The sequence below is a fragment of the Capnocytophaga sp. genome (assembly GCF_030532915.1).
In the GTDB taxonomy this organism is placed as follows: Bacteria; Bacteroidota; Bacteroidia; order Flavobacteriales; family Flavobacteriaceae; genus Capnocytophaga.
Genome location: NZ_JAUNKD010000013.1, coordinates 34,190 through 60,430, shown reverse-complemented (window position 1 = coordinate 60,430; position 26,241 = coordinate 34,190). Strand labels below are relative to the sequence as shown.

The window sequence follows — 26,241 nt, the reverse complement described above, 5'->3', positions numbered from 1 at the left end:
TTTCGTTAGAATAAAAAAATCGGATTTAAAAGTGAAAAAAACGATTTTTTTTCAGAAAATTTCGTATCTTTACACGATTTCTAATGACGATTTAAGATGGCAAAAGAGAAGAATATATACGTTAATAGAGAGCTTAGTTGGCTGAAATTCAATGCGAGAGTGCTTCAAGAGGCAGCCGATAAAAACGTGCCTTTGTTGGAGCGATTGCGTTTTGCGGGCATTTTTTCAAACAATTTGGATGAATTTTTTAAGGTTCGGTACGCAACGGTGAAGCGTGTGGCGATGAACGACCATTCGGGCGATGAACTGGGCGAACACGCCAAAGAATTGCTTGAAAAAATCACCAAAGAAGTAATTCGATTGCAAGAAGAAAGCCTGCGTATTATCACGTCTATTACCAAAGAGCTGGAAAAAGAGCAGATTTTTATCGTCAATGAAAAAACATTACTTCCTCAGCACGAGCATTTTGTAAATGAATATTTTTTGAGTAAGGTGCGTCCGGCGTTGTTCACCATTATTTTGAATGATTTGGAGGCTTTTCCGCAGTTGAAAGACGATGTGGCGTACTTGGCGATTAAAATGTCGCTCAAAGAACGAAGTAAAACTTCGGGCGTGCAAAAATTTTTTTCATCGGTTGTTTACAAAGAAAAAATTCAATACGCATTGATTGAATTGCCCGTTACGCTTGACCGTTTTGTAGAACTCCCTAAAATTGATAACAAGCAGTATATCATTATGATAGATGATATAATTCGGTTTTGTTTGCACAGAATTTTTAATATTTTTGACTATGAATCGCTCTCGGCACATATGATTAAAATTACCCGCGATGCCGAGTTGGATATTGATGACGATTTAAGCAAAAGTTTTGTTGAAAAAATATCGTCAAGCGTTCAAGGCAGGCGCAAAGGTGAACCTGTACGTCTTGTATATGACAAAGAAATTGCAGAAGATACTCTTGATTTTCTTTTTGAAAAAATGGATATTGTTGAAACAGATAGCATTATCCCCGGAGGCAGATACCACAATCGGCGCGATTATATGAAATTTCCTAGTTTGGGGCGTAATGATTTGACTTATAGTTCCATACAGGCGCTTCCGGTTAAGGGACTTACTTCCGAGAAAAGTCTGCTAAAAAAAATTGCCGAGAAAGATTATTTGCAATTTACGCCCTATCACACTTTTTCAAACATTGTGTGGTTTTTGCGTGAGGCGGCGTTAGACCCCAAAGTGAAATCGGTCAAAATCACGATTTATCGTCTGGCAAAAGATTCGCAAGTGGTTAATTCACTGATTAATGCCGTGAAAAACGGAAAAAAAGTAACCGCACAAATTGAGTTACAAGCACGTTTTGACGAGGAGTCGAACATCAAATATGCCGAGCAACTCAAAGCCGAAGGCGTGAAGCTGATTTTTGGCATTCGAGGGCTAAAAGTACATAGCAAAATTTGCGTTATTGAACGTGAAGAAGGCAAAGAATTAAAGCGTTACGGTTTTATCAGTACGGGAAATTTCAACGAATCCACCGCCCGAATTTACACCGATTATACGCTGTTTACCGCCAATCAGGAAATTTTAAAAGATGTAAATAAAGTCTTTAACTTCTTGGAAACCAATTATGTAATACAGCGTTATAAACATTTGATAGTCTCGCCTCAGCATACCAAAAAAATGCTGACCAAACTTATTGAAAAAGAAATAGAAAATGCCAAAGCGGGTAAAAAGGCCTTTATGAAGTTGAAAATGAATAGCATAACAAGCTATAAAATGATTAACAAACTTTATGAAGCCAGCCGTGCGGGGGTGAAAATTCAGATGATTGTGCGTGGTATTTGTTGCTTGGTGCCGGGCATATCCGGAATGAGCGAAAACATTGAAGTGATTAGCATTGTGGATAAATTTTTGGAACATCCGCGTTTGTTTATTTTTGGAAATGACGGAAAACCAAAGGTTTATATTTCATCAGCTGATTGGATGACCCGAAATATTTCATTCCGTGTGGAGGTGGCTTGCCCGATTTATGATGAAGATATTAAAAAAGAACTAATGGATACGTTTGAAATCGGGTGGGCTGACAATGTCAAGGCAAGAATCGTGTCAGCCGAGCAAGATAATGCTTATCGAAGGAATAATAAACCCAAAGTTAGGTCGCAAATCGCTACGTATGATTATTATTTAAATAAAAAAGATTAGAATAAACACAAAAAATATTTTAGTCTAAACTAAAAATTATTATCTTTGCCTGCATAATTTAAAGATGGCAGATGTATGTTTGAAGCAATAGTAGCTTATTTTGAGTCAATTAGTCCGGTGCTCGCTGCCTTTTATGCAACCGTTTTTACGTGGTTCGTTACGGCTTTGGGGGCTTCATCGGTGTTTTTTTTAAAGAAAACAAACAAATTTTTTATGGACGGAATGCTCGGCTTCACCGGCGGAGTGATGGTAGCGGCAAGCATTTGGAGTTTGCTTATTCCGGCTATTAATATGACCGATGGCGGTGGTTTTTTAAAGATACTTCCTGCCATTGTGGGCTTTTTATTGGGGGCTTTGTTTTTGTTTGTTCTTGACCGCTTGTTGCCTCATTTTCACACAAATTTTAAACAAACCGAAGGCATAAAATCACCTTGGCAAAAAACTACGTTGTTAATTTTAGCCATCACCTTGCATAATATCCCCGAAGGGTTGGCAGTGGGGGTGCTTTTTGGCGGGGTTGCGGCGGGCATTCCTGAGGCTTCTGTGGCAGGAGCGGTTACTTTAGCAATCGGTATCGGATTGCAAAATTTTCCGGAAGGAATTGCCGTTGCTATGCCATTACGCCGAATGGGGCTCAGTCGCCGAAAGAGTTTTTTTTACGGACAATTATCAGCTGTGGTTGAGCCTATTGCGGGTGTTTTGGGCGCTTTTGCAGTGCTTTTTTTTACACCCGTTTTGCCCTATGCACTTGCCTTTGCGGCGGGGGCGATGATTTATGTCGTGATTGAAGAAGTAATCCCTGAGGCGCAGCAAAATAAAAATACTGATGTTTCAACATTGGGCTTTTTAGGAGGCTTTGTGCTGATGATGTCTTTGGACGTGGTGTTGGGATAAATAATTGATAATCAAAAAAAATAAAACAAAAAATGCTTACAACCGATTTTGTAATTCAGGATACCGAAGCCGTTTCGTTTGACGAGATTTTTCTGTCGGAAGAAAATAAAAAAGCACTAAATCAAGTACTTAAAGAACATATTTATTTTTCGGAGCTATCAAAATACGGTTTGTGCCCCGATAATAAAATTTTGTTTCACGGGGCTTCGGGTTGTGGCAAAACCCTCACAGCCAAAGCCATCGCCAAAACGTTAAACAAACCTGCTTTTGTGCTGAATTTGAGTAATTTGGTAAATTCACGTATTGGCGAAACTTCCAAAAATATGAAAGCCGTTTTTGATAAGGCACAACGCGAAAAAGCTGTTTTATTTCTGGACGAATTTGATCAAATTGGCAAAAGCCGAACCGATGATGAACGCGATGTGGGTGAAATGCGTCGTTTGGTAAACACAATTATTCAACTTTTTGATTATTTTCCGAAAGACGGCGTGCTTATTTGTGCTACAAATCATATTGATTTTATTGATTTTGCCTTGCTTCGGCGATTTCAACTCAAATTATCTTTTGAAATGCCTTCAAAAAAAGATTTAGATGCCTATTATGACGAAAAACTGGCTGTTTTTCCTGAAAAATTCCGAAATATTGAACGAAAATACGCCATTTCATATGCCGAAGCCAAAGATTATATTCAAACACAAATGAAAAAAGCTATTATTCACGATTTAGAAAAACAAAAAAACGTAACTTAAACCCATTCAAATTTTTGTTACTTTTTGATACGTATTTGGCATAATTATTGCTTGTTTGTGTTTTGTGAAATTAAATAAAGTGTAATAATTTTAAGAAAAAAACAAATTATGAAGAATTATGTAAGTGCAGTATCCGCGGCTTTTTTAGGCGGAGTTTTATCGTTAGGGGGGTATAAATTGTTTTTTGATAAAAATCAAGTAAATCAGTCGGTTAGTAATGAAATTTCAAAACCGAGTTTTGTACAGACAAACTATACCGCCACTTCGGCAAAGTTTGATTTAAACGAAAATAGCTTTATTGATGCGGCTAACAAAACCGTAAACAGTGTGGTTCACATTAAAAACGTAGCCAAAGTGGAGGGCGGTCCAACTTCCATTTTTGATTTACTATACGGAAACGGTGGTGGCAGCCAAACCCAAATCGGCACAGGCTCAGGGGTAATTATCTCGCCCGATGGGTATATCGTAACGAATAACCACGTGATTGCCAGTGCCACAACTTTGGAAGTAACCCTTAATGACAATAAAACGTATCCTGCCAAGTTGGTGGGGACTGACGTTTCGTCAGACATTGCGTTGCTTAAAATTGAAGCCGGTGAGGCATTGCCTTTTTTAACGTTTGCCGATTCTGACAATACACAGATAGGCGAGTGGGTGCTTGCCGTGGGTAATCCGTTTAATTTGAATTCAACCGTAACAGCCGGAATTATCAGCGCCAAAGCTCGTAACATCAGCGAGCGCGCCGGTGATAAGGTGGAGTCGTTCATTCAAACAGATGCCGCCGTAAACAGAGGAAACAGCGGGGGAGCTTTGGTGAATTTAAGAGGTGATTTAATCGGAATTAATACGGCAATTACTTCAACGACGGGTACTTATGTAGGCTATTCATTTGCTGTTCCGAGCAATATTGCCAAAAAAGTTGTGGAAGATTTAATCGAATTTGGTAACGTACAGAAAGGGATTTTGGGTGTTCGAGGCACGGAACTTAATTCAACCACTGCCGAAAAATTAAAAATTAAAGAAACCGACGGATTTTATGTGGATTCGGTTGATGACGAGTCAGGTGCTGCTTCTGCCGGAATTAAAAAAGGCGATATTATCAAACAAATTGACAATGTGCGCATTCATAAATATTCTGATTTGAGCGGATACATTGCGTCAAAACGCCCGGGTGATGTTTTAAAGGTAACTTTTGTGCGTGACGGAAAATCAAAAAACACCAACATTACGCTAAAAAAGAACACAACTTATATTGTCAATGCGCTTGGCTTGGAGGTTAAAAATCTATCAGAAAGTGACCAAAAGAAATTTAATACAAAATCGGGCGTGAAAATTACCGGAGCATCTCAGTTTTATGAGTACAACAACATCAGTGTTGTGGGTAAAGTGTTGCTTTCGGTAAACGGAAAAACCGTAAAAGACATTGATGAGCTGAAAAACACGATGTCGTCATTGTCATCAAACAGCCGTAATTCATTGGAATTGTTGAATGAAGAAGGCGAAAAAGAACGATTTTTCTTTTAAATGAATAACTAATTTTTGGGAAGGTTGGGATTTTGTTTCGGCAGAATTCCAATCTTTCGTTTTTATATTTTAAGCGATGAATATCAAACTTATAGCTGTCGGAAAAACCGATAATGCGGCACTGCAACAGCTCGTAGCGGATTACGAAAAAAGGCTTTCGCATTATGTGAATTTTCAGTTTCAGGTTATTCCTGATGTGAAAAACAGCAAATCACTCAGTGAAGAACAGCAAAAAACCAAAGAAGGAGAGCTGATTTTGAAAAATATTGAAAATACGCATTATTTAACGTTGCTTGATGAGCGGGGCAAGGAGTACACTTCGGTTGGTTTTTCTGATTTTTTGCAAAAACAGATGAATGCGGGGGTGAAGCAATTGGTTTTTGTAATAGGTGGCCCGTACGGTTTTTCGCAAGAAGTTTACGCGCGTGCCAATGCAAAAATGTCGCTTTCAAAACTGACTTTTTCACATCAGATGATACGTTTGTTTTTTGTGGAACAAACCTATCGTGCTTTCACCATTTTGAAAAACGAACCCTATCATCACCGTTGATTTTTAAGCAGTGAAACAACTTTTTCCATTCCAACGGAGGCTTTTTCGGCAAAGACGGTTAAGTTGGCATTGCTTTTTAAGGAAGGATGTAAATCAATATAATATATAGGTGTGCCGTGCGGGGCATAATCAACCAAACCGGCAGCCGGATATACTTGCAGTGAGGTTCCTATAATAAGCACGATATCAGCGCGTTCCATTTGTGTTACGGCTGTTGGAAACATCGGAACGGCTTCGCCAAACCAAACAATGTGGGGGCGCAGTTGTTGTCCGTCGGGGGCAAGGTCGCCCAAATGAATATCGGTTTGGCAGTCGAAAATTTCGTGTTCGTTTGCTACGCTTCGTGATTTTAAGAGTTCGCCGTGCAGGTGAATAATATTGGAACTTCTGGCGCGTTCGTGCAGGTCATCAACGTTTTGGGTGATAATCGTTACGTTGAAATCTGATTCCAATTCGGCTAAAAGTTGGTGAGCTTTGTTGGGAGCTACTTCTTTTAATTGTCGTCGGCGTTGGTTGTAAAAATCAAGCACCAAAGCCGGATTTTGTGCAAAGCCCTCAGGTGAAGCCACTTGCATCACGTCGTGCCCTTCCCACAACCCGTTACTGTCACGAAACGTTTTAATACCGCTTTCGGCACTGATGCCCGCTCCAGTAAGTGCAACGATTCTTTTTTTCATTGATTTTGCTGTTTTTGCATTTCCGTTTTAATGGTTTCAATGTGTTTTTTCAATTGATTACCGTATTTTGAGCCGGCAACATCGGGGGTCAATACCTTATAAATGGAATCTAAGTATTTAATGTTAGCATCGGGTGTATCGGTAACGGCAATATAAGGAGAAACGTACGAATCGGGGTGTGTGATGGCAAAATTCAGTGCATAGAGATAACGCCGAATCGTATTTTTTTCGGACAGAGAATTAATCGAATCAACTTTTGCCTGTTGTTGCGCTTTTATGGCATTGATTTGTTGTTCAAATAGTTCGAGGTTTCGATTGCTGAATTTGCGTATGTTGCGGTTGTATTCTTCCAATAATTTTTGTGATTCCGAGCCTTCAATTTTGGCGTGAATGTCAAACATATTGTGTTTGCTGGTGATGGTAATCTTTTTAGGTTCACCGAAAAACAGCAAACGGTCACCAAAATCAGCGCCTTCTTTTTTGTCTAAATCCAAGTAAATAAAAAATATCTCGGGCGATTCCAAATGACGTTTAAAGGTGAATTTTCCGTTGCCTTTGGCTTGCACCGAGTCTAAATTTATGAGTTTTTCACCGTTGTATTGTTGCAAAAAGATGGTGCCTTTTTTTAAGCCCTCAATATTTCCTTCAATAATCATTGTGTTTTTATCAGTTGTCTCTGAGCAATTTAAAAGCAGTAGGGCAGAAGCCAAATACATTATTTTTTTCATATTTGTAATTTTATCGTAAAAAGTGATTTTATTGTTTTTTTGGTGTAATTTTTATTTCCGTGCGAAGATAAGATATTTTTTGCTGTTCGCAAATTTTTGGTGCGTAACTTTTATGCGATTTTCAATTTTGCCCTTGCTTTTCAGCTTGTAAAAAAGAGAAACACATCGCTTTTTTTGATATTTTTTACGAATGTCTTACTTTTGCAGAAAATATTGAAAAAATCTGTCGGAAAATGAAAAAGCTACTACTGAGTTTATCACTTTTATGCCTTGTTTTTGAATTGTACGGACAAAAACCGTCGGTTGATTTCAAAATTCGTTACGAAGCGCATCTTAAAGGCGAAATGAAGATAATCGGCAACAATATTGTAAACCGAAGCGAAAAACGCCAAAAAGCCAATGTGACGTTTGACGACCGTACGGCAGCATCCAAAGTGAATGACCAGTTTGATATGCAATATATTGATATTGATGATGATGACGCTACATTTTCATCAAGCAGTGCTTCTTTTGAACCGCTACAAAAGGCGGGAACGAAAGTTGTATATGCCGGATTGTACTGGGCGGGAACTTATCCGTATGCTTCCGGTGTGTTCAAAAAACAACAATATAAGGTAAAGAACCCGAGTCGTGAAGCCTTTCATTCCGTTTTGGTCAAAACACCTGTTCAGCAACAGTACGTTTCGGTGAGCGGGGAAGTGGTTTTTGACGGAATTGACGTGCCGGCTCTCAGCGGCGTGGCGCCCTATTTGTGTTATGCCGACATTACGCATTTGGTAGCCAATTACAGTGCCGAAGGCGAATATACCATTGCCAATGTAAGGGCAGCCAACGGGCAAATTGCCGGTGGCGTGGCAGCCGGTTGGGCTTTGGTGTTGGTTTATGAAAATTCACAACTGTCAGAAAAAAAACTCATTACGTACGACGGATTTTCAACCATTCATCAGCAGGCACAAAAAATTGCTTTCAAAGGTTTTGAAACGCCTGCTCAGGGCGAATTTCAAACCAGCATAATGGGAGCTGTTTTGGAAGGCGATTTGCAAATGGCCGGCGATGAGGTGCAAATTTCAGTGCCGACAACCGAAAAGGCATTGGATTTGGAAAACGCAACCCGCCGTAAGAAGAATTTCTTTAACAGTGCCATAACCGAAAACGGAACGATTGTTAGTGGGCGAAATCCCGCCGGTTTAAACACATTGGGCTTCGATATTTTCCGAATTGATTTAACTGAAGCCTATAAAGAACTCATTCCCAACGCTGCAACCGAACTTGATTTGACCTTCACCCGCAGTGCCGATCAGTATTATCTCTTTTTAACGGCATTGCAAATTGAAAGCGTTTTGCAGAAAAAAAAGTCAATCCCGCTTTTAACTTTGTCTTCTGCCGAGCTTGACAAAGGTTATTACGTTGTGGTAGGGGTTTTCACCAATATTAATAACGTGAAAAAACAGCAAAAACATCTCGAAGCGATGGGTTATGACACAAAGGTTTTCTTCCGTGCCGAGAAAAATTTGCATTATATTTATACACAGCATTTTGATACGTATAAACAAGCTGTGGAACAAGCCGAATTTATTCGAAAAGATACCGATATTTACGATGCTTGGATACTTAACGTGAAAGAAGCTACGCCGTAAAAAAATATTGTTGTACTTTTGCATTTCAAAACTTAAAAAAAATGTTAGATAAAGAAACTCAAAAAGCGGTTGATAGAGGCGAGATGTTGCCCCTAATGGAGGCTTTTTACACCATTCAAGGAGAAGGATTTTACAAAGGAACCGCCGCTTATTTTATTCGCATTGGCGGCTGTGATGTGGGGTGCCATTGGTGTGACGTTAAAGAAAGTTGGGACGCTGAAAAACATCCCCCGACGCACATTGACAAAATTGTAAGCCAGGCAGTGGCGCATTCCAAAACCATTGTTATTACGGGAGGAGAACCACTGATGTGGAATATGTATCCGCTGACGGAAAAATTAAAACAAAACGGAATGAAAACCCATATTGAAACCTCGGGTTCGCATCCGCTGACGGGCGTTTGGGACTGGATTTGCCTTTCTCCCAAAAAAATGAAATTGCCCACGCCTTCCATTTTTAAACTTGCTCACGAACTCAAAATAATCGTTTACAACAATCACGATTTGCTTTTCGCTCAAGAAATGGCATCAAAAGTATCGGAAAACTGTATATTGTATCTGCAACCCGAATGGAGTCGTCGGGATAAAGTCATTCCCGAAATAGTTGATTTTGTGATGAAAAACCCACAATGGAAAGTTTCATTACAAACGCATAAATATTTAAATATTCCTTAAAATTAGTTACACTTTTAATTTGTTGATTTTTCTTTTTGAAAAAACATACGTTGAAAGTGTTAAATTTTAAGGTTTTTTTTTGAAATCACCATTATTAATGGTATCTTTACGCCTTTAAATCATCTTACGTATAATTTTATGGATAAATTTATGTTGTATTTACCGTTAGTCCTTGCGATTTTAGGACTTTTGTTTATGATTTCCAAATCTTTATGGATTAACAAACAAACTACCGGAAATGAGCGTATGAAAAGCATTTCCGAGAAAATCCAAGAAGGAGCAATGGCGTTTTTGAATGCCGAATATCGCATTTTGGCGATTTTTGTGGTTATTGCTTCCGTTGCCTTGTTCGTGGTTTCGCAAATGGTTGAAACTTCGCACTGGCTCATCGTGGTGGCGTTCGTTTTCGGAGCTTTGTTTTCGGCTTTGGCAGGAAACATCGGTATGCGAATTGCCACAAAATCAAACGTTCGTACCACTGAGGCGGCTCGTACCAGCCTTCCGAAAGCCTTAAAAGTTTCTTTCGGTGGCGGAACGGTAATGGGCTTGGGCGTTGCCGGTTTGGCTGTATTGGGGCTTAGTTTGTTTTTCATTATTTTTATTAACTTTTTCATCACAGGAAGCGGAAATTTCTATAACGAAATGACCATCGTTTTGGAGGCTTTGGCGGGCTTCTCGCTTGGGGCTGAGTCTATTGCGTTGTTTGCTCGTGTAGGTGGCGGAATTTACACCAAAGCTGCCGATGTGGGGGCTGACTTGGTTGGAAAAGTAGAAGCCGGAATCCCCGAAGATGACCCGCGTAACCCCGCAACCATTGCTGATAACGTGGGCGATAACGTGGGCGATGTAGCCGGAATGGGAGCTGACCTTTTCGGTTCGTATGTAGCTACCGTGCTGGCTTCGATGGTGTTAGGAAATTACATTATTAAAGATATTACCGAAGCTACCGGAATGGCGTACTCCGATAGTTTCAACGGATTAGGACCTATTTTGTTGCCACTCGTGATTGCCGGTGTGGGGATTATCGCTTCCATCATCGGAACGTTTTTTGTGAGCATCAAAAATAACGAAGCCAAAGAAAAACAAGTGCAACAATCGCTCAATATGGGGAATTACGTGGCGTTGGCTTTAACGCTGATTTCCTGCTGGTTTTTAATAGATATGATGCTTCCTGAAACCATTCAGATGAAATTTTTTGGCGAAGGCGTAAAAAATATTCCGAGCAGTAACGTGTTCTTTGCCACGGTAGTAGGCTTGGCAGTGGGCTTGTTGATTTCTGCCTTTACGGAGCATTTTACCGCCTTGGGCAAAAAACCGGTGCTTAACATTGTTCAAAATTCATCAACCGGAGCGGCAACGAACATCATCGCTGGTTTGGCAACCGGAATGAAATCTACTTTTTCATCGGTTTTATTGTTTGCCGTAGCGATTTGGGGTTCGTATGAACTAGCTGGTTTCTACGGAGTTGCAATTGCGGCTTCGGCAATGATGGCAACTACGGCAATGCAATTGGCAATTGATGCTTTTGGTCCGATTGCCGATAATGCGGGCGGAATTGCCGAAATGAGTGAACTTCCGAAAGAAGTGCGTCAGCGTACCGATATTTTGGATTCAGTAGGAAATACCACCGCTGCCGTTGGAAAAGGATTTGCCATTGCTTCGGCAGCTCTTACGGCTTTGGCGTTGTTTGCTGCTTACGTAACCTTTACGGGTATTGACGGGATTAATATTTTCAAAGCCGATGTTTTGGCGGCACTTTTCATCGGGGGAATGATTCCGGTGGTCTTCTCAGCCTTGGCGATGCAATCCGTTGGGAAAGCGGCTATGGATATGGTTCAAGAGGTGCGTCGTCAATTCCGTGAAATTCCGGGAATTATGGAAGGAAAAGGCACTCCTGAATACGGAAAGTGCGTGGATATTTCAACCAAAGCGGCACTTCGCGAAATGATGTTACCGGGGGCGATTACCATCATCACACCTATTATTATTGGTTTTGTGATGGGAGCTGAGGCACTGGGAGCGTATATGGCGGGCGTTGCAGTTTCAGGCGTTTTGTGGGCGATTTTCCAAAATAATGCCGGTGGAGCGTGGGATAACGCTAAAAAATCGTTCGAAGCAGGTGTTGAAATCAACGGCGAGATGACTTACAAAGGTTCGGACGCACACAAAGCAGCCGTTACGGGCGACACGGTGGGCGACCCCTTCAAAGATACTTCGGGACCATCGATGAACATTTTGATTAAACTTACCTGCTTGGTGGGCTTGGTTATCGCTCCGATTTTGGGTGGACATACATCATCAGCTAAATCAACTGAAAATGAATCGGTTGAAATGTTAGAAATGTTTAAGGAAGCCAAAATGCCAAAAGGTCAAACCGTTGATAGCGTGGCAAATAGTTTGGATAAAGATTTGTTAGATGCTTACGGAAATTACAAATATGATGTAGGCGAGGTTTCAATGCTTAACTTGCCTGATAACAATGGATTACAAGTAGGATTAAATTCTTCTGAACGAAAAATCGTGAATTTGTTATTAGATGAAAATTTTGATGTTGAACGTGATGCCAAACAAAATTGGATTACGCTTGACAGAACTTTTTTCAAGTCAGGAAGTGAGGAGCTTATGCCTGATTCACAAGTGCAATTGATGAATATCGTAACAATTTTGAAGGCTTTCCCTAATGCTGGGCTTCGCGTGGGAGGTTATACCGATAATACGGGAAATGCTGGACAAAATTTAGAGCTTTCAAAAAAACGAGCTGAATCGGTTAAAAATCAGTTGATTAAATTAGGAGCAAGTGCTTCGCAATTAAATTCGGAAGGGTATGGCGACAAGCATCCTGTTTGTCCGGAAAACGACACTCCCGAGTGCCGAGCCAAAAACCGACGCGTAGATGTTCGGTTGTTTGCCAAATAAAAGTGATTAAACTATAAAAAAAGCAGATGTAAGTCATTACATCTGCTTTTTTTTATCGTTCAGCAAAATAGATATTACTCAAAAATTAAATATTGAAATTGGTAAATTTATATTACAAAAAATAAAGACTAAAACAAGGATTCTCCCTATTTTAGCCTTTTAATTATAATTGTTTAATTCATTTAGCGGAGAGAGAGGGATTCGAACCCCCGGAGGTGTGACCCTCAACGGTTTTCAAGACCGCCGCATTCGACCGCTCTGCCATCTCTCCAATCTGCATTTGTTATCTCACTTATGCGGGTGCAAAGGTACTATATTTTTTTTAATTTGCAAATTTATTTAGTGAAAAAATATTCTTTTTGTTTAATTTTTTTTTAAATTATTGGTAATCAATATAGTTTGTTGGTTGATGTGGAAGAAATTTTTTAACTTTTTTAAGCGTTTAATTCGCAAGTGTTGCTTTTTTTAGTTTTTATGAGCGTTTTTTTGGCAATCAACGAATTTATTTTACTTTTGCAGAAATATTTTTTAAGATGACAAAACGCAGTAATACCTTTATAACACTTATTTTTGCACTTTTGATAGTTGCTTGTAATGACGGCAATTTAGGAGTTGAAACAATACGTTTTGATAATTCCGATGTGTTGTCTTGCAAAAGCGATACAACAGCCACGTTTTTATTCAAATACAACGCACAGCAGGCTTTGATTCTTGAACTTCCCAAAGATGTGTTAGAGAATAAAGAAAAATCCGTAACAGGCAAAATAGCAAGCGATTACAAAATGTATTACAGAACGTTCAGTGAAGCCGTAAACACATCGTACTTCTGTGCGGATTATCCGCCCACAATGCCATCGGTGGTGTCTCAGTTTCAGGCTACCGGCGGAAATATTTCCATCGTAACCAAACCGATTTACAATGAAACCACGCAAGAATTATTGCGTTACGACCATCTGATAACCATTACCGATCTGGTGATTCTAAATGCCGACGGGAACAAAATCGTGGACTCTGATTTTATCTTCGGAACTTACAAAACTAAAAGGGAATAACCCATCATTGCCGAGTAAGTTCGGTAAAGAGTTGTTCCAAGTCTTTATGTTTGTGGTTGATTTGTAGTATTTTAAGTCCGTTGTTGTTGGCAAAGTCAAAAACAGCCGAGCGCATATCTTCTTGCGTGTCAAAGGTGATGTGGTACAGAAATTCAAACACATTGTTCACCGTTTTTACGTTCGGTATTTGCGCCAACAGACGTTCTTCCACTCTGAAATCAAAGGCAACTTCAATGATTTGCTCTTTGTTTTGCAATTCAGCCATTTTTCTGTCCAAAACGATGTTTCCTTTGTGCAGTACAATCACGCGGTCACAAATGGCTTGAATTTCCTGCATAATGTGTGAAGAGAGTAACACCACTTTATTTTTTCCTAAGGCTTTGATAATGTTGCGTATCTCAATGAGTTGGTTGGGGTCAAGTCCGGTGGTGGGTTCGTCCAGAATTAAAACCTCGGGTTCGTGAATTAATGCCGAAGCAAGCCCCACACGCTGGCGATACCCTTTTGAAAGTTGTCCTATTTTTTTATTACTTTCGGGCGTAAGTCCCGTAATGTCAATAATTTCATCAATTCTACTTGGCAAGACGTTTCCGTGTAAATCAGCCACAAAACGCAAATATTCACGAACGTACATTTCCAAATAAAGCGGATTGTGTTCCGGTAAATAACCGATTGTTTTTTTTGCTAAAATGGGCTGTTTCAACAAATTAATGCCGTTAATTTTAATTTCACCCGAAGTAGGCAACAGCGAGCCGGTAATCATCTTCATTGTGGTGGATTTTCCTGCTCCATTCGGACCTAAAAAGCCCGTAATTTCGCCTTTTTTTAATTCAAAACTGATTTGATTAACAGCGATTTGCTCGCCATATCGTTTTGTTAGTTCTTTTACTTGTACTGACATCGTTCTTTCAAAAATTGGTTCAAAAATACGCCTTTTATGTAAACTGACAAATTTTTCCCGTCCAAGAATGTTATTTTTTTAGCGATTTATCTTTTCAGCCTGCCTGCTCGGAAACGCATCAAACGCAATGATTTTTGCTTATGAAAGGGTGTGAGACAGGAATGTTTTCCTAAGATAGAAAGAAAGGCTATCCGTTTTTGGATAACCTTTCTCACTTTTTTATCAAATATTGTATTTTAATGAAGAGTAATCAATTATAAATCAAACTCTTCCTTCACTTCGCGGGCTTCGTAGTCGGCAATCATAAGTTTGTCGTAATCTACTTTTTCGCCTTTGCGGAATTTTTGCATCAAATCGTCCATTATCAAATACACAAGCGGAACGATAATCAGCGTGAGGAACAATGACGAAATAAGCCCCCCGATGATGACAATCGCCAGCCCGTTGAACATCTCGGCTGCCGCTCCGCTGGCAATGGCAATCGGAATCATACCGAAAACCATCGCAATGGTAGTCATCAAAATGGGTCGCAAACGCGCGTGGTTGGCTTGGATGAGTGCCGTTACCGTGTCTTCGCCGTGTTCCTTGCGGTGGTTGGCAAAGTCCACCAGCATTATCGCGTTTTTAGCTACCAAACCGATGAGCATTATCACCCCTAAAATGGTAAATACGTTCAAGGAAATGTTGGTGAGCGCCAATGCCCATAACGCTCCGATGAAGGAAAGCGGAATGGAAAACAACACCACAAACGGACGCGAAAAACTATCATACAGAACCACCATAACCATATAAACCAGCAAAATAGCAGCTAAAAGTGACACTCCAAGCGTGCCAAAACCTTCACTTTGCATTTCCATATCGCCTTCCCACACGAAACGAACGTTGGCAGGCTTTTGAATCTGTGAAAACTTCGCTTCCCACTCCGAAGCAATCGTTCCCGAAGGGCGACCAACGGCTTGAGCCGACACCGTAACGGAAGGAGTTTTGTCATACCGGTCTAATTTCGTAGGACCGGAAGAATAAAACACGTCAGCAAATTGAGCCAGCCTCACTTGTTGCCCCGTCGGGGTGGTAAAAACCAAGTTTTGAATGTTGTCAATTGACGAACGGTTGGCTTCATCAAACTGAATTTTGATGTCATATTCCGAATCACCCATACGAAATTTACTATCGTCATTCCCATTAAAGGCAGTTTGCATTGTCATTCCCACCGTGGCAACCGTAAGCCCCAATGAGGTCATTTTATCTCTGTCCACCTGAACGGTAACCTCCGGATTGCCGTCTTCTGATGAAATATCCACTTCCGAAGCCCCGTCAATACCTTTAAGAAGCTCGGCAACCTGCACGGCATACTGCTGAGCGGTTTCAACACTTTCGGCTGTAATGGTGAGTTTTATCGGAGCGTCTTCAACACCCATTAAACCAACGGGAGCAGTTGTTACTTTCGCACCCACAAGCACCTCATCAAGCTGGCGTTTTAGCTTAGCGGCATAAATAGTGGTGTTATCGGCACGAAGTTTTTTATCAATCAGGATAACTTGTATTTCCGACTTGTAGGTTGTGGCTTGTGCGCCCGCCATTCCGCTGCTGGTTTGCCCAACTGTGGTAATCATCTTATCAACTTCGGGCAATGTACGGATGTAATTCTCTGCCCGTTGGGTCATAAAGTTAGTTTGCTCGATAGATGCGTCTTTGGGCATCTCGATTTGAACCACGAACTCCCCTTTATCCGTTTTCGGGAAGAATTCCCCACCGATGAACCCCAACGGAAGCAATGCTACCGACCCTACAAACAATAACATTACAATGAAGAAGGTGGTTACCTTATGGGCAAACGACCATTTCAATATGTCGGTAATCAAGTGCGTAAATTTTTTGAGCATCGCCTCAAATGTATGAATAAACCGCCCGAAGAAGGAAGTCTGACTCATATGTTCCAGCTTTCCGTAGCGGGAATACAGCCAAGGAACCGTAGTAAACGACATAAAGAGCGAAAGAAGCGTGGCAATAATCACCGTAACACAAAACTGACGGATAATATCCGATACCAAACCCGTACTAATGGCTATCGGAAGGAAAACAACCACAATAACCAGCGTGATAGCCGTTACCGTAAAGCCGATTTCAATTGCCCCGTCATAAGCAGCACGTACTTTATTCTTGCCCATTTCCATATGACGGTGAATATTTTCCAAAACCACGATGGCATCATCAACCAAGATACCGACAACCAGTGAAAGGGCTATCAGACTCATTAAATTCAGCGTAAAACCAAGCATAAGCATTCCAATAAACGTTGCAATGAGCGAAGTAGGGATTGAAACCATCACAATAACTGCATTTCGGAAGCTGTGAAGGAACAAAAGCATCACAACAGCCACTAAAACCACGGCAAGAACCAAGTCAAACACTACTGAATTGGCTGCTTTCAGCGTAAACTCACTGGTATCGTTGGCAATATCTATTTTCAGGTTGTTACTTTTGTAAGTTTCCTCAATCTCACTAATTTTTTTACGTACAAGTTCACTTACGGCAACGGCATTTGCATCGGTTTGCTTGGTGATTTGCAGCAAAAGGGTGCTTTCTTGATTGATACGGGCAATCTTTTCGGCGTCTTTCTCGGTATCTTGCACGTCAGCCACGTCCGAAAGACGTATATCAATGCCTCCACGCGAGGCAAGCGTTAAGTTTCGAAGCTCCTCAACCGATTTAAACTTCCCCGCCAAGCGGATAGTTGTATTATTATCACGAGTTTTTAGCTTTCCGGTAGGGAAATCAAGGTTAGAGGCGGCAATGAGTTGTTGCACCTGCACAATGTTCAGTCCGTAGCCCTCCAATTTATTGGGGTCGAGGCTCACGCGAATCTCCCGTTCCTGTCCGCCAATGGTCAGTACCTGCGCTACGCCGCTTACGCGCGACAATTCGGGCTGTAACTTCTTGTCGACCAAATCAAAAAGCTCTTTGGACGACAAGTTTGCCGTAATGCCGAGCGATACAATCGGCATATCCGAAAGCGAGAACTTACTGAGCGAAGGTTCTTTCGCATCGTCAGGAAGTTCGGAGCGAATGGCGTTAATCTTTCGCTGTGCTTCATTGAGCAGGAAGTCTCGGTCAGCGCCCGCGTTAAGCTGGATGACAACGGTGGACAAACTTTCGTACGAAAAAGCCTGTATCTTTTTGATGTTTTCCAGTGATGAAACGGCATCTTCAATCTTTTTGGTAACCGTACTCTCAATTTCGGAAGGCGATGCCCCGCCGTAAATCGTACTGATGGTAATTACGTTTACCTCGACGTTCGGGATAAGCTCATAATTCAATGATTTGTAGCTGTAAATCCCACCGATGAGCAATAGTGACAGAATCACGATAATCAAACTCGGTCGGTTAATAGACGTTTTAATGATGTTCATTTATATACGTATTAATAATTAATAAAAATTCATTTCTAAAAGCAATCAGCGAATAGTGAATGGTATCCGGTGCATAGTGAATAGGGATTTGGGGCTATGGTTGCCGTTGTTCCTTACCTTTGTCAAAGTTCCGAACTTTGACAAAGGTTTTACGACTACAATTATTTGCCCCTACACTTACCGTTTCACTTTCACGCCCAATGCTTCAAGGCTTTGTCTTCTTGGAAAAGAATCTTGGCGTAAGCGATAAGCTCCGAGTACAGCGGGTGAAGCTCATCGAAGGCTTGGTCACGCATTTCGGTCGCTTTTTGGGCTCCGGCTACTTCCTTTTTTTGGGTTTCTTTCAAGAGGACAAGCGTTTCGAGCTGTGATTGCACGGATTTGAGGTCATTTTCTTGAATGTTAATCGTTTTTATCTGCGTCAAAAACACTTCGGAAGCAAGCAATTGCGCATAGAAATTGCTTACCTGCTGGTACCACGCACTGAAAGCCGTTTTTCTTTCGCCTGCAAACTCCAATGTTTTGGCGGCAAACGTATCGTTTTTAAACAAGATGCGACAGAAAGCCAAATGACGCATATAGATTTCATTAATCTCCTTGCGTTTTTTATCCACCTTCTCTGTTTCGGCAGTTTTTACCGCATATTCGAGCTTCTGCGCCTGATGAAGTTCTTCCAAGGCAGCAACTTTTTCCAAATAGCCGTTTAGTCTTTCTTCGGTATAGCCAATAGTTTGCAATCGGGGCAAAATATTTGGCAATTTGGCATTAGAAAAAGCAAGTCGCATACGCGAAATCCATTCCCCGACGGAAATATATTGATATTTCCCTCTACTTGTTGTGTTTTTCTCGGTTTTTTTTACATTTTCTTCCATTTTATAAAAGTTTTTAATGTTATTTTTGTTTATTGAGTACTAAATTTGTCTTTCAAGGGCACTGATATTTGTCATTTGACCGCCAAGAAATGATATTTGACCGGTCATTATCCATTTCTTTACGGTCATATTCCATTTATTTGTGGTCGTAAACCATTTATTTGTTGTCATAAACCATTTATTGATGCCTTTTGTTGTTTTCCTGCTGCCGATAAGCAATTTATTGGCTGTGAAAACTTGTGTCTTGTTGGTTATTATCCAATTCTTATCGGTTATGATTTATTTCTTATCGGTCATAATTGATATCTTGTTGGTTATGGCTGATTTATTTTTGGTCATAATTAATTTATTTTCGGTTTACCTTTGTCAAAGTTCAAAACTTTGACAAAGGTTGCGGCCGTTTTGTTGTTTCTTGTTGGGCGAATTGCAATTCGCCCCTATGATATATCTATTCTAACGGAGCGAAGCTACGTCAATGCTGTCCCCGATTGGCAACAAATGGAGCTTTCGGTGTGCATCGGCGAACTTACGCTTTGCCGCTTCGTGGTCGATTCGAATCACATCGAACGTATCGTAATGCACGCCCAAGGTATGGTATGAATCGACGAACTTGGCTGCCGTCAGTGCGTCACGAACGCCCATCGTGTAGTTATTTCCTATCGGCAAAATGGCCAGATTCACTTTATATTGGTGCGGAATGATGGTCATATCGGTATGCAGTGCCGTATCGCCGGCAATGTAGAGGGTCAGGTCGTTATTATCGATTAAAAAACCGGCAGGATTGCCTCCATATTTGCCGTCGGGGAATGACGATGAATGCTCGGCTTTAATCATTTTGACCTTTACTTTCCCATTTTCAAACCGATGCGAGCCCCCGATGTTCATTTCGTGTCCGTCAAAGCCCAAAGCGCGGTAATGTGCCATTATTTCCGGATTCGTGATGAACTTGGCTCCCGTATTGCGGGCAATGGCTTCGGCATCAAGGATATGGTCTTGATGCGCGTGGGTAAGCAGGATATAATCTGCCTTAATGTTTTTAATATTGATCCCTTTTGCCAACGGATTGGCGGAGATAAACGGGTCCACTAAGAAATGTTTCCCTTCCATTTCGATACTGACACAGGCGTGTCCTAAATACGTTACTTTCATAGCAATCTAATTTTAATTCTGTTATTGTTTTTTTTATTTCTTGTCGGTCGAATAGCAATTCGCCCCTACGCAAGTTTATTTGTTTTCGGTTTACCTTTGTCAAAGTTGCAAACTTTGACAAAGGTAGTGAATATTTTGTTGTTTCTTGTCGGGCGAATAGCAATTCACCCCTGCGGTGTTCGGTTTCTTTCTGTCTAAATTCTCTCTTTGAATGGTTGTAGGGGGAATGTTTTGGGTTTCCCTCTGCAAAAGTTCGAAACTTTGACAAAGGTTGCAGGTATGTTATCTTAGTTTGACACCATTTTAAGTCCTATAACCGAGCCGATAAGTGTTGTTATAAAGAAAATACGCCAAAAAGTAGCCGGTTCGTTAAATATAAAGATTCCGACAAGGGCTGTACCCACCGCTCCGATGCCTGTCCATACTCCGTAGGCAGTTCCCAGCGGTAAATGCTGCGTTGCTTTCATTAAAAGTGCCATACTGATAAAGGTGCAAAGGGCAAACCCCGCATACCACAGATACATTGTTGTTCCGATGGCATGTTTTGCCTTTCCTAAGCAAAAAGTAAAGGCTACTTCAAACAATCCTGCCGTGATTAATAGAATCCAATTCATACTTTATTTAAAAATCAAATAGTGAAACTCCCATACCGATGCTCATTTGCTTGTGATTGTACTCGATGAGCGAATCCCCGTAGCCGTACGAGAGCTGCGCAAAGGCGCGAAGCCCTCCCTTTAACGGATAGGTGTAGGTAAATTCGGCAAAACCTCTGTTCTTGGCAAAGTTGAGGTTGTTGCGAAGGAGCAAACTGAAAATATGTCGCTCCGAACTGTAATACGTGGTGATTTCACATCGCCCCACATAGTCCTGAATGTACGGATTGTCGTCATCTTGGCTTTTCTCGGAGAAACGCTTCCAAAAATTGGCAATCATAATGAAGTTCTTCCACTCATAGGCTGTCATCAAGATGATACGATTCCAACTCCGAGAGTACAATTGCTCTTTCCCGTTGGACTGATGGTTGAGCGAGAGCCCCACCATTCGCCACTTGAAGTTCTTAATCGATAAATTCAGGGGCATAATGTACATCACTTCGGGTTCGTAGTTAATCTCACGAAACGGACGCGAAAGTTCTTGGTTATACACCTGCCAATAAGCCTGTTGGGTGAAACCTACCCAGAGGTCGCCCTTTCCCCAGAGCACATCTTGCCAAACTTTGGTCTTCAAACTCACTTGAAACTTGGATTCAATGTTTTGATACGCTCTGTAAGGCGGATCGCCGCGTTCGGGATTAAAATTGTCCGGTTGTCGGTTAAAGTTATCCGTCCATCGCAACGGAATTACATACATTGGCTTGTAAGATGTCGGTCGGAAGATGCCTAGTTGGTCGCTTTCGCCAATTTCAAACATTTCGGAAAGGGTTTTGCCCAGCCGCCCCTGTTTTGTAACGGGCGGGAGGCTGTCTATTATTGCCAATTCCTGTAATGTTTCGGGTTTTTCTTCTTGTGCATTTGCCTTCGGAAGAAAAATAAGCAGCCCGAAAAGCCATAAAAAGGCGGTGATGTATTTTCGATTGTGCATATGGCTATACATCCGTGTTTATTGTTTTTATAAGTCGTGTTTTTTACCGAATATATTTTACTATTACGGAATTCTTTTTAGTTTAAGACCTTTACGGGGGTTCCGTCTTCAAGGTTTATTTGTCCGCTGACGATTACTTGGTCGCCTTGTGCAAGACCTTCCAGAATTTCTACTTTTTCTCCGAAGTTTCGTCCGCTTTTAACGGCGATAAGTTGTGCTCTGCCGTTTACGAATTTAAAAATTTTATTTTGACTAACGCTTCCCACGAAAGCCGTACGCGGAACAATCAGTGTTTGTGCCGAACTTGCTTCGTTTTGTGAAGAAAATTGCGCTCGGGCGTACATTCCGGCTTTTAATGCTTTGTCTTTATTCGGTACGGTGATTTCCACAGGGAACTTTAACGCTCCGTTGGACTTCGGGGCTACGAAAGTTACCTTCCCCTCAACCGAATTGCCGCCCACGCTTGGCATCACTTGGGCTGTTTCGCCTACCTTGATGTACGATACTTGATTCTCATCAACGGTTACTTGTAACTTTAAGGTTTCGATGTTCACCACATTGAAAAGGGTTGTTCCCGCCCCAACAAAACTGCCTTCCTCAACGAATTTGCTGCTTATGATACCACTGATTTTTGACCGCACCGAAGTATCCCCCGAACTAATTTGCGCCGAATTGTAATTGGCTTGTGCATTTTTTAGTTGTAGGCGCACTTGCTCCAATTGTTGTTGGGTAACACCGCCGGTTTGGTAGGCATTTTCAAAACGTTTTACTTCGTTTTGGGCATTGTCAAGAACGGCTTTGGCTTGTTCGAGCCCCACATTCACGCGATCGGCTTTAATATGAGCGAGTGCCTGTCCGGCTTTGACAAAATCACCTTCTTTGACGTAAATTTTTACTATCTGTCCGCCCATTTCGGCAGCGACATTCAAATCTTGCTGGGCAGCAAACATTCCGTTGGCGGTAAATAGGTTGGCTACGCTTTCTTTACTAACGGATTGCACCCGTACAACCACTTGTGCGTTCTTTTGGGCAACGATGGCTACTTCTTGGGCGTTTTTTTCTTTGTTGGAATAGAGTTTATAGGCTACAAACCCGATAGTTGCTATGACAATGATGCTTGTTATTATCTTTTTCATCTTTCTTTAATTGTTAAATTGTATTCTAATTGTTTTATTTGTAAATGATTGTTGTTTTTCTTTAAATGATTTCTGTCTTTTTCAATATGGTAACGGAAAGCACGCCAAAAACGACGGTTTTCACTGCCTAATCACCGATGGTTTTTAATTTTCCTTGGGCTTTAAGCATTTCAATTTCAGCTAATTTGTATTGTAAAACGGCATTTGTATAGTTGTTTTTGGCATCGGCAAGAGAACGTTCGGCATCAAGCAAATCGGTGAGCGTTGCCAGCCCTTGTGCGTAGTTGTTTTGCGTGTTAGTGAGTACTTCTTCGGCAAGTTTAGCGTTTTCTTTTTGTGTTTCAATGGTTAAGAGGCTATTTGTGATTTGATTACGCGCGTTTTCGTATGCCAAATCCATTGCTAATCGGGTATCTTTCAGGTCGGCTTCCAATTGTTGGAGTTCAATTTGGGCTTGCTTTACTTTGGCACGCGTTCCGAATCCTGAGAACACGGGGATGCTGACATTCAGTCCGATAGATGAAAAGTCAGACCAGTAAACTTTGTCTTTTTCTCCGAAAAAGAGCGGGTTTTTGGGTCCCATTCCCAACCAGCCGTAATTTCCCACCAAAACCAGCGACGGATAGTAAGCCGAGCGTTTGGTTTTCACATTGATTTCAAGCAAACTTCTTTGTTTTTCAAGTGTTTGAATTTCAATGCGCTGTGTGGCGTTTTCTTTTTCAAACGCCAAGTTGTAATTCGGTTCGAAGGCTTCGTCGGGTAATGAAATTTCTTGCTCAATGGGCATTCCAATCATAAATTTCAGGGCATTTTTGGCAAGTTGTAAGCCATTTTTTCCTTGTTGTTGCGCTGATTTTAAATTATTTACGGAAACTAAGGCTCTGTCCAGATCAATTTTTTTTGCCAATCCGGATTTGTACAATTCCTCAATAATTTTTACCGTTTTTTGTGTTAAAACCAAGTTATTTTCAATATTTTCAAGTGTTTTTTGTGCCTGATACACTTGATAATAGCTTGAAGCTACTTTTTCAATGATTTGATTTTCAGTAAGCTCTTGGTTTAATTGATAAAACTCACGCGTGGTGCGAGCCGCTTTCAAACCAATGAAAACAGTCTGATTAAAAAGCAATTGCGTTAGTTGGGCGTTGGCTTGTGATGTCCATTTTTGTCCCAACTCCAATTTCAGTACGCCCGGAGCTCCGAAGGTACTACCGTCCACATAGGTGGCTTGCAATTTCGGGTTGTAAATCAGTCCGCCGGTAACGGCAACATTGGGCAGGGCATTGGCGCGCACTTCCTGAATTTGATAGTTGCTTTTTTCAACGTTTAATCGGGCTTTTTCGGCTTCGGCTTTGTGTTGTAAGGCGTAATTTATGGCTTCTTTAAGGGGCAGACGCTGAGCTTGTTGCGCATTTGAAGCCATTGCGATAAGTCCAAAAATACTTAAAATTATTCGTTTCATTTGTTGTTTGTTTTTTTTGATAAAATTGTTTCTAATTGTTTGATTCCATTTTCATTGGCTAAAATTCGAATAAGATATTCGGCTTGTTTTTCTACTACTTGCCAGAATGAAAATTCGGTTTCGGGATAAAATTTAGGATCTTCTTTCATTTTCATCATTGCGTGGAAGAAATGTTTAACGAATTTTAAATCAATATTTTCACGAAAGAGCTTCTCTTCCAATCCTTTGCTTACCAATTCTTCGATGTGTTTGTCGTCAATAACCCGAAAACGATTTTCTACTTTTTCATATAGTTTCGGGTAGTATTTTTTTAGCTCCCAAAGCGGTCGGTTACTGGTGATTTTATAGGCTTCAATGAAATTTTTTTGCATTTCAAATAAATTTTCAATAACATTTCCTTTGCCTTTTAAATAACATTTTTGTTCAAAATCAACCAAGACATACTCCACACAGGCTTCAACCAAATCGTTTTTTGAGGCGTAATATTCATAAAGTGTTTTTTTTGACATTCCCATTTTTTGAGCAAGGTCGTCCATCGTAAAAGATTTAAAACCATATTGTAAGAAGTCTTCCGTAGCTTTTTCAATGATTTGTTGCTTCATCTTTTTAAATTTTTTCGGGGCAAAGATATAAAAGGAAACTCAAAAAAAAAAAAAAGTTTCCTAAGTTTTTTCGATTATTTTTTTCAGCTTTTAAAAAATAGTTACTTGTTTTTCTGAAATAAAAAAGTATTTTTGTCTGTTTTTTTAACGGAAAATTGAAAATATTTTCTGCAATTTTTTAAGTATCAGAATTTTAATTATGGCACGAGATATTATTTTTCAGGAATATGATTTAGCCAACGGGCTTCACGTTATTTTGCATCAAGACAGGTCGGTACCTGTTGTGGCTGTGGGGGTTATGTATCACGTTGGGGCGAAAGACGAAGCTCGTAACCGCACCGGATTTGCCCATTTTTTTGAGCATTTGCTTTTTGAAGGAACCAAGCACATTGAGCGCGGTAAGTGGTTCGATATCGTTTCGTCAAATGGCGGAATCAACAATGCCTTCACAACGCAAGACAAAACCTATTATTATGAAGTTTTTCCGTCAAATAATTTAGAATTAGCACTTTGGATGGAGTCGGAGCGATTGCTGCATCCTGTGATAAATGAAATTGGTGTGCAAACGCAAAATGCTGTTGTGAAGGAAGAAAAAAATCAGCGAATTGACAATGCCCCGTACGGAAAAATTATATATCGAACAGGGATTAATCCGCATTTATTTAAAAAACACCCGTATGCTGAGGCGGTTATCGGGCAAATTGAGCATTTGGATTCCGCAAAATTGGAGGAATTTATCGCCTTTAAAAAGAAATTTTACAATCCGAATAACGCTGTGTTGGTCGTTGCCGGTGATTTTGAGAACGAGCAGGCAAAAAAATGGATTGATGCTTATTTTGCAACCATTCCCAACACGGGTGCGAAAATTACCCGAACCCCAATCGTTGAAGACCCCATCGTTCAAGCCATTCAAGTAACTGAATATGATGCTAATATTCAGATTCCCGTGAAGATATACGCCTATCGAACGCCGGCAATGACCGATAAAGATGCCTATGTGTTGGATTTGATTTCCAGTCTATTAACAACCGGGAAAAGTTCACGTTTGTACAAAAAAATGGTTGATGAAGAAAAACTGGCTCTTCAAGTTTTGGCTTTTTCCGATTCACAGGAAGATTACGGAACTTACATTATGGGGGCGCTTCCGATGGAAGGAATTTCAATACAAACCATTGGAAATGCGATGGATACCGAAATTGAAAAACTCCAAAATGATTTGATTTCAGAACGCGAATTTGAAAAACTTAAAAATCAGATTGAAAGCCGTTTTGTAAGTGCCAATTCAAATATGGAAGGCATTGCCCTTTCGTTAGCCAATTATTATACGTTTTATAAAGATACAAGTTTGATTAATAGGAAAATAGATATATACCGAGCGGTTACTCGTCAGGATATTCAGCGTGTGGCGAGGCAGTATTTGGACAAAAACAAACGTTTGGAACTTGATTATTTGCCCGAAGATTCAAAATTGTAGAAATTAATGTAACTTGTTTATTAGTAGTGTTTTATGATAGAAAATCAGCTAAATCGTTCT

General features: G+C 40.6%; 21 protein-coding genes and 1 tRNA gene. 10 read left to right on the top strand and 12 right to left on the bottom strand.

Annotation, left to right across the window (positions count from 1 at the left end):
• The first annotated feature begins 96 nt into the window (after positions 1 to 96).
• The 5 genes from ppk1 to rlmH all read left to right on the top strand — a co-directional run bounded on the left by ppk1 (position 97) and on the right by rlmH (position 5,910).
• Entirely contained in the window at positions 97 to 2,193 is a 2,097-nt protein-coding gene (gene ppk1, locus Q4D72_RS05775) for a polyphosphate kinase 1 (protein WP_303076670.1), read from the top strand.
• A gap of 75 nt (positions 2,194 to 2,268) precedes the next feature.
• Positions 2,269 to 3,087: a ZIP family metal transporter gene (locus Q4D72_RS05770; protein ID WP_303076668.1), complete on the top strand. Its 819-nt coding sequence runs from the start codon at positions 2,269 to 2,271 to the stop codon at positions 3,085 to 3,087.
• Between the two features lie 32 nt (positions 3,088 to 3,119).
• Positions 3,120 to 3,836 (top strand): AAA family ATPase, encoded by a 717-nt coding sequence (locus Q4D72_RS05765; protein ID WP_303076666.1) that lies wholly within the window; start codon positions 3,120 to 3,122, stop codon positions 3,834 to 3,836.
• Positions 3,837 to 3,941: 105 nt separating this feature from the next.
• Entirely contained in the window at positions 3,942 to 5,360 is a 1,419-nt protein-coding gene (locus Q4D72_RS05760; RefSeq protein WP_303076684.1) for a S1C family serine protease, read from the top strand.
• Between the two features lie 76 nt (positions 5,361 to 5,436).
• The gene (gene rlmH, locus Q4D72_RS05755; RefSeq protein ID WP_303076665.1) at positions 5,437 to 5,910 is read left to right on the top strand and encodes a 23S rRNA (pseudouridine(1915)-N(3))-methyltransferase RlmH; all 474 of its coding nucleotides are present in this window, start codon (positions 5,437 to 5,439) and stop codon (positions 5,908 to 5,910) included.
• On the opposite strand, the gene Q4D72_RS05750 is transcribed toward rlmH, so the two are convergent.
• Together Q4D72_RS05750 and Q4D72_RS05745 are read right to left on the bottom strand one after the other, a co-directional pair.
• Entirely contained in the window at positions 5,901 to 6,587 is a 687-nt protein-coding gene (locus Q4D72_RS05750) for an NAD-dependent deacylase (protein ID WP_303076663.1), read from the bottom strand. The genes rlmH and Q4D72_RS05750 overlap by 10 nt on opposite strands.
• Positions 6,584 to 7,315, bottom strand: a complete 732-nt coding sequence (locus Q4D72_RS05745) for a DUF4369 domain-containing protein (RefSeq protein ID WP_303076661.1) — start codon at positions 7,313 to 7,315, stop codon at positions 6,584 to 6,586. Before Q4D72_RS05745 ends, Q4D72_RS05750 begins: the two co-directional genes overlap by 4 nt.
• A gap of 233 nt (positions 7,316 to 7,548) precedes the next feature.
• Here Q4D72_RS05745 and Q4D72_RS05740 point away from each other — a divergent pair, with 233 nt between their 5' ends.
• The 3 genes from Q4D72_RS05740 (at position 7,549) to Q4D72_RS05730 (ending at position 12,542) form a co-directional block, all read left to right on the top strand.
• Positions 7,549 to 8,952 carry an SPOR domain-containing protein gene (locus tag Q4D72_RS05740; RefSeq protein ID WP_303076660.1) on the top strand — a complete coding sequence of 468 codons (1,404 nt, stop codon included), beginning with the start codon at positions 7,549 to 7,551 and terminating at the stop codon, positions 8,950 to 8,952.
• 41 nt (positions 8,953 to 8,993) lie between these two features.
• Positions 8,994 to 9,626: a 7-carboxy-7-deazaguanine synthase QueE gene (locus Q4D72_RS05735; RefSeq protein ID WP_303076659.1), complete on the top strand. Its 633-nt coding sequence runs from the start codon at positions 8,994 to 8,996 to the stop codon at positions 9,624 to 9,626.
• Positions 9,627 to 9,764: 138 nt separating this feature from the next.
• Positions 9,765 to 12,542 (top strand): sodium-translocating pyrophosphatase, encoded by a 2,778-nt coding sequence (locus Q4D72_RS05730; protein ID WP_303076658.1) that lies wholly within the window; start codon positions 9,765 to 9,767, stop codon positions 12,540 to 12,542.
• Positions 12,543 to 12,728: 186 nt separating this feature from the next.
• Here Q4D72_RS05730 and Q4D72_RS05725 read toward each other — a convergent pair.
• Positions 12,729 to 12,813, bottom strand: a tRNA-Ser gene (locus Q4D72_RS05725).
• A 262-nt stretch (positions 12,814 to 13,075) separates the two neighbouring features.
• Here Q4D72_RS05725 and Q4D72_RS05720 point away from each other — a divergent pair.
• Positions 13,076 to 13,594: a hypothetical protein gene (locus Q4D72_RS05720; RefSeq protein ID WP_303076657.1), complete on the top strand. Its 519-nt coding sequence runs from the start codon at positions 13,076 to 13,078 to the stop codon at positions 13,592 to 13,594.
• 4 nt (positions 13,595 to 13,598) lie between these two features.
• Here the strand turns inward: Q4D72_RS05720 and gldA are convergent, their stop codons facing one another.
• From gldA to Q4D72_RS05675, 9 genes are all read right to left on the bottom strand, one after another.
• A complete protein-coding gene (gene gldA, locus Q4D72_RS05715) occupies positions 13,599 to 14,495 on the bottom strand; it encodes a gliding motility-associated ABC transporter ATP-binding subunit GldA (RefSeq protein WP_303076656.1) in 897 nt (298 codons plus the stop codon).
• A gap of 254 nt (positions 14,496 to 14,749) precedes the next feature.
• Complete coding sequence (locus Q4D72_RS05710) at positions 14,750 to 17,905, bottom strand: efflux RND transporter permease subunit (protein WP_303076655.1); 3,156 nt, start codon at positions 17,903 to 17,905, stop codon at positions 14,750 to 14,752.
• Between the two features lie 191 nt (positions 17,906 to 18,096).
• Positions 18,097 to 18,777: a hypothetical protein gene (locus Q4D72_RS05705; protein ID WP_303076654.1), complete on the bottom strand. Its 681-nt coding sequence runs from the start codon at positions 18,775 to 18,777 to the stop codon at positions 18,097 to 18,099.
• 453 nt (positions 18,778 to 19,230) lie between these two features.
• Entirely contained in the window at positions 19,231 to 19,926 is a 696-nt protein-coding gene (locus tag Q4D72_RS05700) for a metal-dependent hydrolase (protein ID WP_303076652.1), read from the bottom strand.
• A 287-nt stretch (positions 19,927 to 20,213) separates the two neighbouring features.
• The gene (locus Q4D72_RS05695) at positions 20,214 to 20,540 is read right to left on the bottom strand and encodes a multidrug efflux SMR transporter (RefSeq protein ID WP_303076650.1); all 327 of its coding nucleotides are present in this window, start codon (positions 20,538 to 20,540) and stop codon (positions 20,214 to 20,216) included.
• Positions 20,541 to 20,547: 7 nt separating this feature from the next.
• Positions 20,548 to 21,519: a phospholipase A gene (locus Q4D72_RS05690; RefSeq protein ID WP_303076649.1), complete on the bottom strand. Its 972-nt coding sequence runs from the start codon at positions 21,517 to 21,519 to the stop codon at positions 20,548 to 20,550.
• A gap of 65 nt (positions 21,520 to 21,584) precedes the next feature.
• Positions 21,585 to 22,643, bottom strand: coding sequence for an efflux RND transporter periplasmic adaptor subunit (locus tag Q4D72_RS05685; RefSeq protein WP_303076648.1), 1,059 nt, complete (start codon positions 22,641 to 22,643; stop codon positions 21,585 to 21,587).
• Positions 22,644 to 22,770: 127 nt separating this feature from the next.
• Positions 22,771 to 24,105, bottom strand: coding sequence for a TolC family protein (locus Q4D72_RS05680; protein ID WP_303076647.1), 1,335 nt, complete (start codon positions 24,103 to 24,105; stop codon positions 22,771 to 22,773).
• A complete protein-coding gene (locus Q4D72_RS05675; protein ID WP_303076646.1) occupies positions 24,102 to 24,707 on the bottom strand; it encodes a TetR/AcrR family transcriptional regulator in 606 nt (201 codons plus the stop codon). The genes Q4D72_RS05680 and Q4D72_RS05675 overlap by 4 nt, the downstream gene beginning before the upstream one ends.
• Before the next feature lie 199 nt (positions 24,708 to 24,906).
• On the opposite strand from Q4D72_RS05675, the gene Q4D72_RS05670 reads away from it, so the two are divergent.
• A complete protein-coding gene (locus Q4D72_RS05670) occupies positions 24,907 to 26,181 on the top strand; it encodes a pitrilysin family protein (RefSeq protein ID WP_303076644.1) in 1,275 nt (424 codons plus the stop codon).
• The last annotated feature ends 60 nt before the right edge of the window (positions 26,182 to 26,241 follow it).

What these genes read in the sequence shown, in the direction of transcription:
- ppk1 (WP_303076670.1), top strand. Translation starts at nt 97, where the DNA reads ATGGCAAAAGAGAAGAATATATACGTTAATAGAGAGCTTAGTTGGCTG.
- Q4D72_RS05770 (WP_303076668.1), top strand. Translation starts at nt 2,269, where the DNA reads ATGTTTGAAGCAATAGTAGCTTATTTTGAGTCAATTAGTCCGGTGCTC.
- Q4D72_RS05765 (WP_303076666.1), top strand. Translation starts at nt 3,120, where the DNA reads ATGCTTACAACCGATTTTGTAATTCAGGATACCGAAGCCGTTTCGTTT.
- rlmH (WP_303076665.1), top strand. Translation starts at nt 5,437, where the DNA reads ATGAATATCAAACTTATAGCTGTCGGAAAAACCGATAATGCGGCACTG.
- Q4D72_RS05750 (WP_303076663.1), bottom strand. Translation starts at nt 6,587, where the DNA reads ATGAAAAAAAGAATCGTTGCACTTACTGGAGCGGGCATCAGTGCCGAA.
- Q4D72_RS05745 (WP_303076661.1), bottom strand. Translation starts at nt 7,315, where the DNA reads ATGAAAAAAATAATGTATTTGGCTTCTGCCCTACTGCTTTTAAATTGC.
- Q4D72_RS05740 (WP_303076660.1), top strand. Translation starts at nt 7,549, where the DNA reads ATGAAAAAGCTACTACTGAGTTTATCACTTTTATGCCTTGTTTTTGAA.
- Q4D72_RS05735 (WP_303076659.1), top strand. Translation starts at nt 8,994, where the DNA reads ATGTTAGATAAAGAAACTCAAAAAGCGGTTGATAGAGGCGAGATGTTG.
- Q4D72_RS05730 (WP_303076658.1), top strand. Translation starts at nt 9,765, where the DNA reads ATGGATAAATTTATGTTGTATTTACCGTTAGTCCTTGCGATTTTAGGA.
- Q4D72_RS05720 (WP_303076657.1), top strand. Translation starts at nt 13,076, where the DNA reads ATGACAAAACGCAGTAATACCTTTATAACACTTATTTTTGCACTTTTG.
- gldA (WP_303076656.1), bottom strand. Translation starts at nt 14,495, where the DNA reads ATGTCAGTACAAGTAAAAGAACTAACAAAACGATATGGCGAGCAAATC.
- Q4D72_RS05710 (WP_303076655.1), bottom strand. Translation starts at nt 17,905, where the DNA reads ATGAACATCATTAAAACGTCTATTAACCGACCGAGTTTGATTATCGTG.
- Q4D72_RS05705 (WP_303076654.1), bottom strand. Translation starts at nt 18,777, where the DNA reads ATGGAAGAAAATGTAAAAAAAACCGAGAAAAACACAACAAGTAGAGGG.
- Q4D72_RS05700 (WP_303076652.1), bottom strand. Translation starts at nt 19,926, where the DNA reads ATGAAAGTAACGTATTTAGGACACGCCTGTGTCAGTATCGAAATGGAA.
- Q4D72_RS05695 (WP_303076650.1), bottom strand. Translation starts at nt 20,540, where the DNA reads ATGAATTGGATTCTATTAATCACGGCAGGATTGTTTGAAGTAGCCTTT.
- Q4D72_RS05690 (WP_303076649.1), bottom strand. Translation starts at nt 21,519, where the DNA reads ATGTATAGCCATATGCACAATCGAAAATACATCACCGCCTTTTTATGG.
- Q4D72_RS05685 (WP_303076648.1), bottom strand. Translation starts at nt 22,643, where the DNA reads ATGAAAAAGATAATAACAAGCATCATTGTCATAGCAACTATCGGGTTT.
- Q4D72_RS05680 (WP_303076647.1), bottom strand. Translation starts at nt 24,105, where the DNA reads ATGAAACGAATAATTTTAAGTATTTTTGGACTTATCGCAATGGCTTCA.
- Q4D72_RS05675 (WP_303076646.1), bottom strand. Translation starts at nt 24,707, where the DNA reads ATGAAGCAACAAATCATTGAAAAAGCTACGGAAGACTTCTTACAATAT.
- Q4D72_RS05670 (WP_303076644.1), top strand. Translation starts at nt 24,907, where the DNA reads ATGGCACGAGATATTATTTTTCAGGAATATGATTTAGCCAACGGGCTT.